This is a genomic window from Streptomyces sp. NPDC005374, assembly GCF_042872225.1.
Taxonomy (GTDB): domain Bacteria; phylum Actinomycetota; class Actinomycetes; order Streptomycetales; family Streptomycetaceae; genus Streptomyces.
This window is the reverse complement of record NZ_JBIAKA010000026.1, coordinates 37,686-52,658: the sequence shown is the minus strand read 5'-3', so window position 1 is coordinate 52,658 and position 14,973 is coordinate 37,686. Positions and strand designations below refer to the sequence as shown.

13 protein-coding genes are annotated in these 14,973 nt (G+C 71.3%); 4 read left to right on the top strand and 9 right to left on the bottom strand.

Translation table 11 applies throughout. From position 1 onward, the window contains the following. Positions 1-33 precede the first annotated feature (33 nt). The gene (locus ACFYRX_RS43070) at positions 34-435 is read left to right on the top strand and encodes a winged helix-turn-helix transcriptional regulator (protein WP_389112399.1); all 402 of its coding nucleotides are present in this window, start codon (positions 34-36) and stop codon (positions 433-435) included. Here the strand turns inward: ACFYRX_RS43070 and mutM are convergent. The 8 genes from mutM to recG all read right to left on the bottom strand — a co-directional run bounded on the left by mutM (position 408) and on the right by recG (position 7,701). Further along, a complete protein-coding gene (mutM, locus tag ACFYRX_RS43065; protein WP_389112398.1) occupies positions 408-1,268 on the bottom strand; it encodes a bifunctional DNA-formamidopyrimidine glycosylase/DNA-(apurinic or apyrimidinic site) lyase in 861 nt (286 codons plus the stop codon). The genes ACFYRX_RS43070 and mutM overlap by 28 nt on opposite strands. Positions 1,269-1,373: 105 nt before the next feature. Further along, on the bottom strand, positions 1,374-2,183 hold the full coding sequence (gene rnc, locus ACFYRX_RS43060) for a ribonuclease III (RefSeq protein ID WP_389112516.1): 810 nt from the start codon (positions 2,181-2,183) through the stop codon (positions 1,374-1,376). 19 nt (positions 2,184-2,202) lie between these two features. Next, positions 2,203-2,376, bottom strand: a complete 174-nt coding sequence (gene rpmF / locus ACFYRX_RS43055; protein ID WP_006139588.1) for a 50S ribosomal protein L32 — start codon at positions 2,374-2,376, stop codon at positions 2,203-2,205. Positions 2,377-2,378: 2 nt separating this feature from the next. Then, positions 2,379-3,032: a YceD family protein gene (locus tag ACFYRX_RS43050; protein WP_389112396.1), complete on the bottom strand. Its 654-nt coding sequence runs from the start codon at positions 3,030-3,032 to the stop codon at positions 2,379-2,381. A 134-nt stretch (positions 3,033-3,166) separates the two neighbouring features. Then, a complete protein-coding gene (locus tag ACFYRX_RS43045; protein WP_389112394.1) occupies positions 3,167-4,216 on the bottom strand; it encodes a cell division initiation protein in 1,050 nt (349 codons plus the stop codon). 57 nt (positions 4,217-4,273) lie between these two features. Next, complete coding sequence (gene coaD / locus ACFYRX_RS43040) at positions 4,274-4,783, bottom strand: pantetheine-phosphate adenylyltransferase (protein ID WP_389112392.1); 510 nt, start codon at positions 4,781-4,783, stop codon at positions 4,274-4,276. After that, complete coding sequence (gene rsmD / locus ACFYRX_RS43035; protein WP_389112390.1) at positions 4,780-5,367, bottom strand: 16S rRNA (guanine(966)-N(2))-methyltransferase RsmD; 588 nt, start codon at positions 5,365-5,367, stop codon at positions 4,780-4,782. The genes coaD and rsmD overlap by 4 nt, the downstream gene beginning before the upstream one ends. A gap of 105 nt (positions 5,368-5,472) precedes the next feature. Further along, on the bottom strand, positions 5,473-7,701 hold the full coding sequence (recG, locus tag ACFYRX_RS43030; protein ID WP_389112388.1) for an ATP-dependent DNA helicase RecG: 2,229 nt from the start codon (positions 7,699-7,701) through the stop codon (positions 5,473-5,475). Between the two features lie 167 nt (positions 7,702-7,868). On the opposite strand from recG, the gene ACFYRX_RS43025 reads away from it, so the two are divergent. Together ACFYRX_RS43025 and ACFYRX_RS43020 are read left to right on the top strand one after the other, a co-directional pair. Beyond that, positions 7,869-9,704 carry an HSP90 family protein gene (locus ACFYRX_RS43025; protein ID WP_389112386.1) on the top strand — a complete coding sequence of 612 codons (1,836 nt, stop codon included), beginning with the start codon at positions 7,869-7,871 and terminating at the stop codon, positions 9,702-9,704. Continuing rightward, the gene (locus ACFYRX_RS43020) at positions 9,704-12,661 is read left to right on the top strand and encodes a tetratricopeptide repeat protein (RefSeq protein ID WP_389112384.1); all 2,958 of its coding nucleotides are present in this window, start codon (positions 9,704-9,706) and stop codon (positions 12,659-12,661) included. Before ACFYRX_RS43025 ends, ACFYRX_RS43020 begins: the two co-directional genes overlap by 1 nt. Before the next feature lie 62 nt (positions 12,662-12,723). Here ACFYRX_RS43020 and ACFYRX_RS43015 read toward each other — a convergent pair whose 3' ends face one another. Beyond that, positions 12,724-14,400 carry a DAK2 domain-containing protein gene (locus ACFYRX_RS43015; protein WP_389112382.1) on the bottom strand — a complete coding sequence of 559 codons (1,677 nt, stop codon included), beginning with the start codon at positions 14,398-14,400 and terminating at the stop codon, positions 12,724-12,726. Between the two features lie 256 nt (positions 14,401-14,656). Here ACFYRX_RS43015 and rpmB point away from each other — a divergent pair, with 256 nt between their 5' ends. After that, positions 14,657-14,842: a 50S ribosomal protein L28 gene (gene rpmB, locus ACFYRX_RS43010; RefSeq protein WP_360525973.1), complete on the top strand. Its 186-nt coding sequence runs from the start codon at positions 14,657-14,659 to the stop codon at positions 14,840-14,842. The last annotated feature ends 131 nt before the right edge of the window (positions 14,843-14,973 follow it).

Genomic DNA, 14,973 nt, shown 5'->3' with positions numbered 1-14,973 from the left:
TCGGTTAGTGCCCTCTTCCAGTACGCTCGTGCTATGGACACCACGCAGCAGCCCTTGGAGGCACCGGACTTCTCGTTCGATGTGTTCGCCAAGGCATGCCCCTCGCGCGGCACGCTGGAACACGTGACGGGCCGCTGGGGCGCGCTCACGCTCGGCGCCCTGTACGAGGGCTCGCTGCGCTTCAACGAGCTGCGCCGCCGGGTCGACGGCGTGAGCGAGAAGATGCTCTCCCAGACGCTCCAGGGGCTCGAGCGCGACGGCCTGGTGCACCGCGAGGCCCAGCCCACCAACCCACCCCGGGTCGACTACGAGCTGACCCCGCTCGGCCGCGGGATCGCCGAGCGGCTGCTGGACCTCATCCACTTCCTGGAGGGCAACATGATCGACGTCATGGCCGCCCGCGAGCGCTACGACGTGACGCGCGGCGCCCGCTGACACCTCGGGCAGAAGTAGCTGGACCGGTTCATCCAGGGCCGTCGGCGCATCGGCGTACCGCACCGCTTGCACGGCAGCCCCTCACGGCCGTACGCGTCCAGGGACCGGTCGAAGTACCCGGACTCCCCGTTCACGTTGACGTACAGGCTGTCGAAGCTGGTGCCGCCCACATCGAGGGCCGCGTTCATCACGTCCCGGACATGGCCCAGGAGTTCGGCCGTGCGCGGGCGGGTGAAGCCCGCGGTGGGGCGCTCGTAGTGGATGCGGGAACGCCAAAGGGCCTCGTCCGCGTAGATGTTGCCGACTCCGCTGATCAACGACTGGTCCAGCAGGGCCCGTTTGACGGTACTGCGCTTGCGGCGCAGGGCCTGGTGGAAGGCCTCGTCGTCGAAGAGCGGGTCGAGGGGGTCGCGCGCGATGTGCGCGATGACGTCGGGCAGTCCGTCGGGGGTGTTGTCGTGCAACGACAGCCCGCCGAAGGTGCGTTGGTCGACGAAGCGGAGTTCGGTGTCGACCTCGTCCGCGAACCTCACCCGGATCCTGAGGTGCTTCTCGTCGGGCGCCGCGTGCGGCTGGACCAGCAGCTGGCCGCTCATGCCGAGGTGCGCCAGGACCGACTGGTCGGTGTCCTCCAGGGGCAGCCAGAGGTACTTTCCGCGACGGCTCGGGGTGCCGACGCGATGGCCCCTGAGCCGGTGCGCGAAGTCGTCCGCGCCGGCGAGGTGACGCCGTACCGCACGCGGATGCAGTACCTCGGCGTCGGCGACCGTACGGTGGGCGACCCACCGCTCAAGACCGCGCCGTACGACCTCGACCTCGGGCAACTCGGGCATGGGGCTCCCCCGTCACGGACCGGTGTATGAACCGAGCGCCCGCCCCGGTGTTCAGGGACAGGCGCTCGGCTGCGCTGCTCTTCGGACGCCCCGTGCTTCAGGACGTCAGGCGGAGACGGACGACGGACCTTCTTCGTCGTCCCCGGCGGCTTCGACGACTTCAACAGTCTTCTCCGCCGCCGCCTTGGCGCGCTCGTCCGCGGCGGCCCGGATGGACCTCCAGGCGGACTCCGCGGCCTGCTGCTCCGCCTCCTTCTTGCTGCGGCCGGTGCCGGTGCCGTACGAGACGCCTCCGACGCGGGCGGCAGCAGTGAAGGTCTTCTCGTGGTCGGGGCCGGTCTCCGTGACCAGGTACTCGGGCACGCCGAGACTTTCGGTCGCGGTGAGCTCCTGGAGACTGGTCTTCCAGTCCAGGCCGGCACCGAGGTTGGAGGACTTCTCGATCAGCGGATCGAACAGGCGGTGCACCAGTTCGGAGGCCGCTTCGAGGCCCTGATCGAGATAGACCGCGCCGATCACCGCTTCCAGGGTGTCGGCGAGGATGGACGCCTTGTCCCGGCCGCCCGTGCCCTCTTCACCACGGCCGAGCCGGATGAAGGAGCCCAGGTCGAGCCCACGGCTGACCTCCGCCAGTGCGCGTGAGTTGACCACCGCGGCCCGCAACTTGGCCAGTTGGCCTTCGGGCAGGTCGGGGTGGGTGGTGTACAGCGTGTCCGTGACCACGAGGCCGAGCACGGAGTCCCCGAGGAACTCCAGTCGCTCGTTGGTCGGCAGACCGCCGTTCTCATACGCGTACGAACGGTGGGTCAGCGCACGCACCAGAAGGGCGGACTCGAGTGTGTACCCGAGCCGCCCTTCCAACAGCGTGTGGGACGAGGCCTGATTGTCGCCCGAGTTCTTCTTCGGCGTGGACACAGTGCCTCTCACCAGCCGCTCAGACCTCGAGGACCTGGCGCTTGTTATAGGTGCCGCAAGCAGGGCACGCGATGTGCTGCAGCTTGGGCTCGTGGCAGCGCTCGCACGCAACCAGGGTGGGGACCGCAGCCTTCCACTGCGACCGGCGGTGGCGCGTGTTGCTGCGCGACATCTTCCGCTTCGGAACAGCCACGGCTACTTCTCCTGCTTCTCGTCGGCGCCTGCTTCAGCGCCGCTGATCTCGTCCTTCTCGCCATCTTCGAGTGAACCGGCGAGTCCCTGCAGTGCCGCCCAACGGATGTCGACGGCATCGTGGTGGTGGTCCGGGTCGTCCGCCAGCCGGGCTCCGCACTGGGAGCACAGGCCGGGACAGTCGTCCTGGCACACCGGCTGCATCGGCAGTGCGAGCACCACCGCATCACGCAGCACGGGTTCGAGGTCGAAAAGACCGTCCTCGATGAAGAGCCTGTCCTCGTCTTCTGCGGAATCCTCGGCGTCGCCGACCGGTTCCGCTTTCACACGGCCACGGTCGTCGGCGTCAGGGTACGAGAACATCTCCTGGAAGTCCGCTTCGAGCTCCAGCTCCAGCGGCTCCAGACACCTTACGCACTCCCCCTTGGCCAGTGCACGGGCGGTGCCTGTGACAAGCACCCCTTCCATGACCGACTCCAGGCGGAGTTCGAGCCCGACCGGAGCGCCTTCCGGCACCCCGATGACCCCTTGGATCCCGAAATCCTTGGGGGCGTCGATCTCACGGGTCAGGCGCTGGAGCGCGCCAGGACGCCGACCCAGCTCGTGTGTGTCGAACACGAGAGGGTTGCGGTGGTCGAGGCGGGCGTTCAGGGCCATTCCTGCTTTCGATCTTCGAGCTCAGAGGGACGCCGCCCCTCGGTGCTTCCCGGGGCAGCGTTGATCGCGGACGTACACGCGACCGAGGAGCCAGGATACTGGACCTTTCGCTCACGGCCCAATCCGGTGGTCTCTTACTGGCCGCGACCCTGCTCGTACGCCCTCAGCTGCTCCGGCGTGATCATGCCGGTGTCGAAGAGGCTGGTCTCGTCCAGGGCGTAGCTCTGCTGGGCGTGCTGGGGCTGCTGGGCCTGGTGCGGGTCGTAGGCGGCCTGCTGCTGTTCGTAGCCCTGGTAGGCGTACGGATCGGCCTGCTGGTAGCCGTACTGGTCCTGCTGGGCGTAGGGGTCGTGCTGCTGCTGATAGCCGGCGTAGGCGTCGGTCTGCTGCTGGTAGCCGTACGCCGGCTGCTGGGCGTACTCCTGCTGCTCGGCCGGTACCCGGGCCGCGGCCCGGTTGTCCTGCTCGGCGAGGGCGGTAAGGTCGGCCAGGTAGTCGGCGTCGCTGGAGTGCTGGACGGTGGAGGTGTCGTCGGCGAGGGCGCCGAGGTCGTCCGAGGCGATACGGCCGTGCAGCTTCTGTCGGCCACGGCCGACGGCCTCCAGGGTCTTGGCGAGGACCGCCTCGAAGGCGCCGAGCTTGGCGTCGACGTAGGAGTCGGCGTCCTTGCGCAGGGTCTCGGGGTCGTGGCTGCGCTCGGGGGCGTCCTCGTCCTCGTAGCCGTTCTCGTCGGTGCCGGGGCCGGTGCCGAGGAGCTTCTCGCGGCCGCGGCCGACCGAGCCGAGGGTCTTGGTGAGGACGACCTCGAAGTTGGCGAGCTTGGAGTCGACGTAGTCGTCGGCCTCGGCGCGGACCTCCTCGGCCTCCTGGCGGGCCTCGTTCACGATCCGGTCGGCCTCGGCCTGGGAGCGACGGGCGATCTCGGTGTCGGAGATGAGGGAGCCGCGCTCGGCGTGGGCCCCGGAGATGATGCGGTCCGCCTCCTGACGGGCCTGCTCGACCATCTGCTCACGGCCGCCGATCAGCTCCTGGGCCTGCGCGAGGGAACCGGGCAGGGCCGCGCGCACGTCCTCCAGCAGCGCGAGCAGTTCGGCGCGGTTGACCACGCACGAGGCCGACATCGGCATCGACCGTGCGCCGGAGACCGAGGCCACGATCTCGTCGAGCTTCTTCTGCACGTCCACCTGTGCTCGCCACTCTCTACAGCTGTGTTGGAGACGGACGGGACGACTGTAGCCCCATCAGCCCTTGCGGAGGCGTTCGTTCAGGGCTTCGAGGACCAGCGGCGGCACCAGGTGGGAGACGTCGCCGCCCCAGGTCGCGACCTCCTTGACGAGCGAGGAGGACAGGAAGCTGTAGGTGGGGTTGGTCGGGACGAAGAGGGTCTCGACGCCCGAGAGGCCGTTGTTCATCTGGGCCATCTGGAGCTCGTAGTCGAAGTCGCTGACCGCGCGCAGCCCCTTGACGATGGCGGGGATGTCGCGCTCCTTGCAGTAGTCGACGAGGAGGCCGTGGAAGGCCTCCACGATCACGTTGCCGTACTCGGCGGTGACCTCGCGGATCATCTCGATCCGCTCGTCGATCTCGAAGAGGCCCTTCTTGGACTTGTTGATCATCACCGCGACATAGACCTCGTCGTACAGTCTGGAGGCGCGGGAGATGATGTCGAGGTGTCCATTGGTGATCGGGTCGAACGACCCGGGACAGACGGCGCGGCGCACTTGAGATCCCTCGCTCTCCGGTCCGGTCATCGTGCGTCTTCGCACGTAGAGGCGGCGCGACCGTACCAAAACGTTCCCTCGCCGTAGCGACGGGCCTTGACCGCGTCGAAGCCGGGCGGCCAGGCGAACTCACCGCCTCTGGTGCTGCGCTCCACGGTGACCAGTGCCTCCGGCGCGAGCCAGTGTTCGGTGCGGAGTGTGAGGAGAATCTCCCGAAGATCGTCGTCGGTGACGGCGTACGGGGGGTCGAGGAAGACGAGGTCGTACGGCTCTGCCGGCGCCGGCGCCTGGATGATCTGTGCCGCCTTGCCGGCGCGGACCTCGGCGCCGGGGAGGCCCAGGCTTTTGACGTTCTCCCGGATCGTGCGGGCCGCTCTGGCGTCGGCCTCGACGAGGAGGGTGTGGCTCGCGCCCCGGGAGAGCGCTTCCAGGCCGACAGCTCCTGAACCCGCGTACAGGTCGAGGACGCGTTCGCCCTGGAGCGGGCCGCCGAGCAGGGACTGCCAGGTGGAGAAGAGGCCTTCGCGCGCGCGGTCGGAGGTGGGGCGGGTGCCGTTGCCCGGCGGGACTGCCAGGCGGCGTCCGCCGGCTTTGCCGGCGATCACGCGGGTCATCTTCGGTCCTTGTCGTGGGCGGCTTCAGGTTCATTGTGGCTGGTCGCGCTCGCGCGGCGGTACCCGCGTGGTCGATGCGGCGCCGCGCCCCCGGGGAGCTGTTCCTCAGCCCTTGTCCAGGTACTGCTCTCTCTCCTCGTCCAGGAGTGCGTCCAGGGCTGTACGCAGGCCGGGGAGCTGTGTCAGCTCCGGATCCGCCTCGACCACCGCCGTCGCCTCCTCCCTCGCCTCCGCGATGATCTCCTCGTCCTCGATCACGGCGAGGACCCTCAGTGAGGTCCTGGCTCCCGACTGGGCCTGGCCGAGGACGTCGCCTTCCCGGCGCTGCTCCAGGTCGATCCGGGACAGCTCGAAGCCGTCCAGGGTCGACGCGACCGCGTTCAGGCGCTGGCGGGCCGGGCTCGCCTCCGGCATCTCCGAGACCAGGAGGCACAGGCCCGCGGCCGAACCCCGGCCGACCCGGCCGCGCAGCTGGTGCAGCTGCGAGGCGCCGAAACGGTCGGCGTCCATGATGACCATCGCCGTGGCGTTCGGGACGTTGACGCCGACCTCGATGACCGTGGTGGCGACCAGGACGTGGGTCTCGCCGGCGGCGAAGCGGCGCATGACCGCGTCCTTGTCGTCGGGGTGCATGCGGCCGTGCAGGACCTCGACGCGGAGGCCGCTCAGGGGGCCCTTGGTGAGCTGCTCGGCGATGTCCAGGACGGCGAGCGGCGGGCGCTTCTCGGCCTCGTCCTCAGCGGACTTCTTCTTGGCGGACTTCTTGGGGTCGGCGCCTTCGTCGATGTCGTCGCCGATGCGCGGGCAGACGACGTAGGCCTGGTGGCCGTTCTCCACCTCCTCGCGGACCCGCTCCCAGGCGCGGGCGAGGAAGTGGGGCTTGTCGGCGGCGGGGACCACATGGCTGGCGATCGGGGAGCGGCCGGCCGGGAGCTGGTCCAGGACGGAGGTCTCCAGGTCGCCGAAGACCGTCATGGCGACCGTGCGTGGGATGGGGGTGGCCGTCATGACGAGGAGGTGGGGCGGTTGCTTTCCCTTGCCGCGCAGGGCGTCCCGCTGCTCCACGCCGAAGCGGTGCTGTTCGTCGACCACGACCAGGCCCAGGTCGTGGAACTGCACCTTGTCCTCGATCAGCGCGTGCGTGCCGATCACGATCCCTGCCTCGCCGGTGACCAGGTCCAGCATGGCCTGCCGGCGCGCGGCCGTCCCCATCGAGCCGGTGAGCAGGACGACCTTGGTGGCGTGCTCGGTACCGCCGAGCACGCCGCCCTCGGCCAGGTCGCCCATCATCTCCACGATCGAACGGTGGTGCTGCTGGGCGAGCACCTCGGTGGGCGCCAGCATGGCGGCCTGCCCGCCCGCGTCGACGACGGCGAGCATGGCGCGCAGGGCCACCATGGTTTTTCCCGATCCGACCTCTCCCTGGAGCAGCCGGTGCATAGGGTGGTCGGTCGCCAGGTCGTCGAAGATCTCCTTGGAGACCTTCTGCTGGCCTTCCGTGAGGGTGAAGGGGAGACGGTCGTCGAAGGCGCTCAGGAGGCCGTCGGGGGCCGGTACGCGGGGGATTGCCGGGAGTTGGGCGTCCGCGTGACGGCGGCGGGCGAGGGCGACCTGGAGGACGAAGGCCTCGTCCCACTTGAGGCGGGCGTGGGCGTCGGCGATGTCGGCCTTGGTGTGCGGGCGGTGGATCTTGAGAAGGGCTTCGGGGAGGGCGACCAGGCCGCGGCCCTCGCGAAGGGACTCCGGGAGGGGGTCGATCGCGTCCTGGGCGCTCGGCAGCACCGTCTGGATCGCCTTGCCGATCTTCCAGGACTCCAGCTTGGCGGTGGCGGGGTAGAGGGGGATGAGGGCGCCCGCCCAGGTCTCGACCGTCTCCTCCGCGTCCGCGCGCAGCAACTCGTACGCCGGGTGCGCCAGTTGGAGGCGGCGGTTGAAGAGGGAGACCTTGCCCGAGAACATCGCGCGGGTGCCCGGCAGGAGATCCTTGTGGGGCTTGTGGACACCGCTGCCGAAGAAGACCAGTTGGAGGCGGCCGCTGCCGTCCGTGATGGTGACCTCCAGTCGCTGGCCCTTGCCTCGCGGCGCCTTGGCGGAGGCGAAGCTGTGCAGGCGGGCGTCGGCGACCTGGGCGACCACGGTGACGTGCTCGTCCATGGGCAGGTCGGCGAGGTGGGTCAGCTGCCCCCGCTCCTCGTATCTGCGGGGGTAGTGGTGCAGAAGGTCACCGACGGTGTGCAGGCCGAGGTGCTCGGCCATCACCTTCGCGGTGGCGGGGCCGAGCACTGACTTCAGTGGCTGTTTCAGCGGTTCTTCCAGTGCGGGCACGAGATCCATTGCACACCACGCCACTGACATTGCCGTATACGTACTGGGAAACCCCTGGTCAGACGGCTGGTTGGGGACTTAGGATGACGCGCTCCGGCCATCCCCCGCGGTCACCGCCCCACCCGGGACCGCCCGACCCGCGCTGTACGCATGTTCCCCCCACCGGCGCTGCGACGATGGATTCCCAGACCTCACAGTCATCACAGACACCCCAGGTACCTCAGCAACCTCATACGTTCCAGGTCGACCTGCGCGGTCTGGTGGACCTCCTCTCCCATCACCTCTACTCCAGCCCCAAGGTCTATCTGCGCGAGCTGCTCCAGAACGCGGTGGACGCGATCACGGCCCGGCGAGCGGAGCAGCCCGACGCCCCGGCCAGAGTGCGGTTGTACGCCGAGCAGGGCGCGCTCCGGGTCGAGGACTCCGGGGTGGGCCTCACCGAGGCGGACGTGCACAACCTGCTGGCCACCATCGGACGCAGCTCCAAGCGGGCCGAGGGACTTCAGGAGGCCCGCTCCGACTTCCTCGGGCAGTTCGGCATCGGTCTGCTCGCGTGCTTCGTGGTGGCCGAGCGGATCCGGGTGGTCAGCCGCAGTGCCCGTACGCCGGACGCGCCGCCGGTGGAGTGGACGGCGAGCGACGACGGTTCGTACCGCGTGCGGACGCTGCCCCACGACGCCCGTCCGGAGCCGGGGACCACCGTGCATCTGATCGCGCGGGCGGGCGCCGCCGAGTGGCTGACACCGGCGCGGGTCCTCCAGCTCGCGCGGGACTTCGGCTCGCTGCTGCCGTACGACGTGCGGGTCGGCGACGAGGCGGTCACCGATCTGCCCGCGCCCTGGGACCGGCCGTACCCCTCCCCCGCCACCCGCAGGGTGGCCCTGGCCCGGCACTGCCACGACCTGTTCGGCTTCACACCGCTGGACTCGATCGAGCTGAACGTGCCGCTGGCCGGGATCCGGGGCGTGGCCTACGTCCTTCCCTCGGCGGTCAGTCCCGCCCAGCGGGCGACGCATCGCGTGCACCTCAAGGGCATGCTGCTGACCGAACGGGCCGAACAGCTGCTGCCGGACTGGGCGTTCTTCGTGCGGTGCGTCCTGGACACGGACAGTCTGCGGCCCACGGCCTCGCGCGAGTCGCTGTACGAGGACGAGACGCTGGCGGCCGTACGGGAAGCGCTGGGGGAACGGATCCGGTCCTGGCTGACGGGGCTCGCGGCCGGTGATCCCGATCGGCTCGCGGCCTTCCTGTCCGTGCACCACCTGGGCGTGAAGTCGCTCGCGCGGCACGACCGGGAGATGCTGCGCACGATGCTGCCGTGGCTGCCGTTCGAGACGACCGACGGGCGGCTGTCCCTGGAGGAGTTCGCGCAGCGGCACGCGGTGGTGCACTTCACCCGGACCGTCGAGGAGTACCGGCAGGTCGCTCCGATCGCGTCGGCGCAGGGCGTCGGGGTGGTCAACGGCGGTTACACCTACGACAGTGACCTGGTCGAGGCGCTGCCCTCGGTGCGGCCGGGGACGGTGGTCGCCGAGCTGGACGCGGAGACCGTGACCGCCCATCTGAACCTGGTCGATCCGGCCGAGGAACTGGCGCTGTCCGGCTTCCTGGCGGCCGCGCGGGCCAGGCTCGACCCGCTGGGCTGTGACGTCGTCCTGCGTGCCTTCCGGCCGCTGTCCGTGCCCGCGCTGCACCTGGACGACCGGGACGCCCGCCACGAGCAGGCGCGCGCGGAGGCCGAGGGGGAGGCCGACGACCTGTGGGCCGGCATCCTCGGCTCGCTGCGCGGCAGCGCTCCACGCGCGCGTCTGGTGCTGAACCAGCTCAACCCGCTCGTACGGCGGATCGGTTCGCTCGGTGATCCGGAACTGATGGGCACCGCCACCGAGTCCCTGTACGGGCAGGCGCTGCTGATGGCCCAGCGCCCGCTCAGGCCCGCGGACTCGGCGCTGCTCAACAGGGCCTTCATAGGCCTCCTGGAGTGGGCCACGAACGGCGAGGAGGCCCCCTGATGAGCGCCACCGACGGGTTCGAGGGCAACCACGGGAGCCCGGGCTTCGACGCCCTGCGCCGGGCGATGGCGGAGAACTCCGAGGAGCCGGAGGGCCCCGCCCGCAACGCGCGCGCGGAGCAGTTGCTCGCCGAGGCCGAGAAGCTGAACATCCCGCTCGCGGTGATCGAGGCGCTCGGACACCAGCTGAAGGTCTACAACTACAGCTCCGAGAAGGCCAAGATGTTCGTCCCCTTCGCGCGTCTGCTGCGCATGTGGGACGAACACCCCGAGGACTTCGACGAGTACGAGACGCACTCGCTGCACTGGGTCTTCAAGTGGATGACGACCGGCATGCTCGACCAGCCGCACATCCCGCTCGCCGCCATGGAGAAGTGGCTCGGCGAGATGGAGCACCGCTACCGGCTGGCCGGGCACTCCGAACGGGCCGTGCGCAGCGCCGAGTACAGTGTGGCCGCGCACGTCGGGGACCTGGCGCGGGCCGAGCGGGCGTACGCCGCCTGGCTGGCCGCCGACCGGGACAGCATGGCCGACTGCCACGCCTGCGAGCTGCACGAACAGGGCTGGTGGCAGGCGCAGCGCGGGCGGGACGGCGAGGCGCTCGACCTGTGGGCGCCCGTCCTGGCGGGCGAGTTCACGTGCGCCCACGAGCCGCACGCGGCCCTGGCGTCCTCCCTGACGCCGTTGCTGCGGCTGGGGCGGCTCGACGAGGCACGTGCCAACCATCTGCGGGGCTTCAGGCTCGTGCGGTCCATGGAGAGCATGCGCGGCGCCTACGCGGACCATGTCGAGTTCTGCGCCCTCAGCGGCAACGAGGCGCGCGGCCTGGAGCTGCTCGCGGAGCGTCCCGCGTACTTCACGGACGACGGACATCCGCGCAGCAGGCTGGACTTCATGGCGGTGTCGGCCCTCCTGATGGACAGGCTCAGCGAACTGGGTCTGGGCGACAGGCCGGTGCCGGGCCCCTCGGGCCGCTCCTGGACCGCGGCCGAACTCGCCGTCCACGCGCGCGAGGAGGCCCTCGCGCTGGCCGCCCGCTTCGACGAGCGCAACGGCACGGCCCATGTCAGCGAGCGGGCACGCGCGCGTATGGCACAGGAGCCACTGGTGGAACGGCTGCCGCTGGGAGTGCGGGCGGTCCGGACGGCCGCCGCTCCCCTGGTCGTGCCGCCGGTCCCGGTGACCGCTCGGGAGACCGCTCTGCCCGCGCTGATCGCCGAGGCACGGCGGCTGTCGGACACCCTCCGGCCGAACGCCGTGGAGGCGTGGGCGGCGGTCGAGAGGGCCGCACAGGGCAGGGAGGCGGAGCTGGACCCGCGCGACCGGGCGGAGATCGCCGACCACGAGGCGATGGACCTGGGGCCCGAGGGTGCCGAACTGTTCGAGCGGGCCGCCGAGTTGTACACGCAGGCGGGCGACCCGGGCGAAGCGCTGGCGGCACGCGCGCGTGCCGCGTACGTACGCGCGCTGGCCGGTGAGGTGGACGAGGCGCTCGCGGCGATCGCCGGACCCTGCGACGAGGTCCTCGCGCTCTATGCCGCGGACGGCACGGGCGTGCCGCAGACGGCGTCGGTGCTGATGTCCCGGGCGCGGATCCTGCTGCGGCGGGTGCACGAGACGGAGGACGACGGGGTCCTGCCCGAGGCGGAGCAGGCCGTGCGGGAGGTGCTCGCCCTCGTCGAAGGGCGCACCGAGGACGACGTCAGGCTCGCCGCACGGGTCGCGGAGGCGCAGGCGATGCTGGCGGAGCTGGCCGCGCGGGCCGGGGACGTGGAGGCGGCGGCGGAGCTGTTCACGGGGGCGGCGGCACGGTTCGTGGCCGCGGGCCTGCCGTGGTTCGCGGTGGAGTACGAGGCGCGGCTGGCCGGGCTGATGCACCACCTGGGCGACCCGGCCGGGACCGAGCGGGCACTGCGGGCGGCCCTGGAGCACGGCGGTCCGCACCTGGAGGCGATCGGGCGGGCCCAGCTGCACCTCCAGCTCGCGGAGGTCGTCGGCGGCCGGGGACTCGCCGAGGAGGCCGCCGAGCACGCCCTGGAGGCCGCTCACTGGGCCGACGAGGCCGGTGAGGGCCCGACGCTGGGTGCCTGGGCCCGGCACCAGCTGGGCGGGTTCCTGCTGCGGCTGGGCCGGTGGGCCGAGTCCGCGGAGGTGCTGGAGTCGGCGCTGCCCGACCTGAGCGCCGAGACGCACGGCGACGGGGTGGTCGTACAGACGCTGTGGTGGCTCGGCGACTGTCTGGGCGAGCTGGGCGAGCACCGGGAGTCCGCCGAGCGGCGTCTTCAGGCCGCCGAGATCGCCCGGCACTGGCCCGAGCAGCACGACCACGCGACGCTCGCCCACCTCGCCGCCGAGTCCCTGGGGGCCGCGGGTCTGCCCGCCGAGGCGGACCGGGCGTACGCGCGCGCGGGTGATCTGTGGCGCGGGCTCGGCAACGTCCACGGCCTCGTCCGTTCGCTGCGTGCACGCGCGTGGCTCGCGTTGCGCGCGGAGGACGACGGGGCGGACGCGGCGCGGGAGCGGATGACGGACGCGGTCCGGGAATGCGAGGCCGCGCTGGCCGACGGCCGGGCCGACGAGGAGGCGCGGCAGCGGCTGGTCACCGAACTCGCGCACACCCACCGGCAGTTCGGCGATCTGCTGGCCCGTTCCGTGGCCGAGGACGCCGAGGACGACTCGATCCGGGCGGTGCTGGAGGAGGCGCTGGCGCAGGTGGTGGAGGCCGTCGTGGTGTTCGCCTCGGTCGGTGACGACGCCCTGGACGCCCGTACCGGCGCCGAACTAGCGGCGGGCTGGCTGGCGGCCGACCTGAGCCGTCCGGCGGAGGCGGCGGCACGCGCGCGTGCGGTGCTCGACGCCTACGGTGAGGCTCGCGACACTCGCGATGACGAGACGGCACGGGCCCGGCGGGCCGAGGCGGGGCAGTTGCTGGAGCTCATGGAGGCCCAGGAGGGCTGATCCCCTGTTCCCCTGTTCCCCTGTTCCCCTGTTCCCCTGTTCCCCTGTTCCCCTGGGCCGGCCTATTCGACCCCGATGAGCAGGACGGCCCCTTGCCGTCCGCCCCGGTAGACCACCGTGTCCACGGCGAGGTACGACTCCCGTACGCGTGCCTCCAGGTGGTCGGCGACGGCCTCGGGGGCGTCGTCGCCCAGGACGAGGGTGACCAGCTCGCCGCCCGCCGAGAGCATCCGGTCCAGGACGGTCTCGGCGGCGGCGGTGACGTCGGAGCCGATGACGGCCACGTCCCCGTCGATGAGGCCGAGGACGTCACCGGCCTGGCAGATGCCGGCCATGGTCCAGGACTGGCGTTCCGCCACGGCGACCTCGGCGTAGCGGGTCGCGCCGGCCGCCGAGGTCATCTGGACGACGTCCTCGTCGAACCGGCGTTCCGGTTCGTGCACGGCGAGCGCCGCGATGCCCTGGACCGCGGAGCGCGTCGGGATCAGCGCGACCCGGATGCCCTCCGTGCGGGCCTGCTCGGCCGCGGCGGCCGCGGTGTGGCGCAGGTCGGCGTCGTTGGGCAGCAGCACGACCTCGCGCGCGTGGGCCCGCCGCAGGGCTGCCACGAGCTCCCCGCTCGCGGGCGGCTCCCCGGGGCGCGCGAGCACAGTGGTCGCGCCGGCCTCGGTGTACAGGCCGGCCAGGCCCTCGCCGGGCACGACGGCGACGACGGCCCGCTGGGCGCGCTCGCGGGGCGGTCGTTCGGCGCCGGTGGTGTGGACGTCCTCGAGGCCGAAGTGCGTGATCCTGATCCGGTACGGCCGCCCCGCCTCGACGCCCGCCTCCACGGCGGCGCCCGCGTCGTCGACGTGCACATGGACGTTCCACAGGCCGTCGCCGCCGACCACCACGAGCGAGTCCCCGAGCCCGTCGAGCCGCTCCCGCAGTCGCGCCACGGCCGTGTCGTCGGCCTCCAGGAGGTAGATCACCTCGAAGGCGGGACCATCGGCGTCCAGAGCCTCCGCGCACTCCTCAGGGGAGGCCGGGGAGGCTTCCAGGGGCGTCCCGGAGATCACGGACATCACGGGGACCGCACGGGGCGTCTCCCCCGTGAACGTCTCCACCAGCGCCCCCAGCACCGCCACCAGCCCCCGTCCGCCGGCGTCCACCACTCCCGCCCGTTCCAGGACGGCCAGCTGGCCGGGTGTCGCGGCGAGGGCGGCACGCGCCCCGTCATAGGCGGCCCGTGCGACCGTCCCACAGTCCCCCTCCGCGCTGTCGGCCGCGTCGGCGGCGGCCGCGGCGACCGTGAGGACCGTGCCCTCGACAGGGTGGGCGACGGCCTGGCGGGCGGAGTCGGCGGCGTGCCGCAGGGCGAGCCGGAGCCCCTGGCCGTCCGTGTGAGCCGCCCCACTGTCGGCGGCCAGTACCTGGGCCATGCCGCGCAGCAGCTGGGCGAGGATCGTGCCCGAGTTGCCGCGGGCGCCTATGAGGGCTCCGTGGGCCATCGCGCGCGCGGCGTCGGCGAGAGTCGGTTTCCCCTGTCCATGGGCGTCGTGCGCCTCGAACACGGCTTCCACGGCCCCGGCCGCCGACTCCGCCGTCAGGTACAGGTTGGTGCCGGTGTCCCCGTCGGCGACGGGGTAGACGTTGATCGCGTCGATCTCCTCGCGCGCCAGCCCCAGGGCCCGCAGCGAGAGGCCGCACCAGGTGCGTACCGCGAGAGCATCGAAGAATGTCTGCGGCACCTGCGCCACCTGCGCCTCCTCGGGCTGCTGGACTGGACGCAGCGTAGACCCCGGGCGGGTGTCCGCCGGAAGAGGGCCGGGAGTGAGTGCCTGATCAGCCATGGTAGTTTCGTTCTACTGGCGCGGTCGTTGTATGCTGCTCCGGTTGCCCGATGCAGATCGGGCCAATCCCCCTGGCAGCGCCACTCAGATCTCTGATCCTACGATCTCGATCCCGGCCCGCCGGGATCCACCGTAAGTGCATCTGAAGTCTTTGGAGTGACCCGTGGCTGCCAACTGCGACGTCTGTGGCAAGGGGCCGGGCTTCGGCAACAGCATCTCGTTTTCGCACCGCCGTACGTCCCGTCGCTGGAACCCGAACATCCAGCGCGTTCGTACCGTGGTCGGCGGGACGCCGAAGCGCCTGAACGCTTGCACCTCGTGCATCAAGGCCGGCAAGGTCTCGCGCTGACGCACAGCTGAAGCGCGCGGCCTCTGCTGGTTCGCTACAGAGCCGGTCCACCCGAGGGTGGGCCGGCCTTCTGTTGTGCTCGAAGGCCACCCCGAAGGAACCCCTCCCCGTAGGAAACCCGCGGCACACGG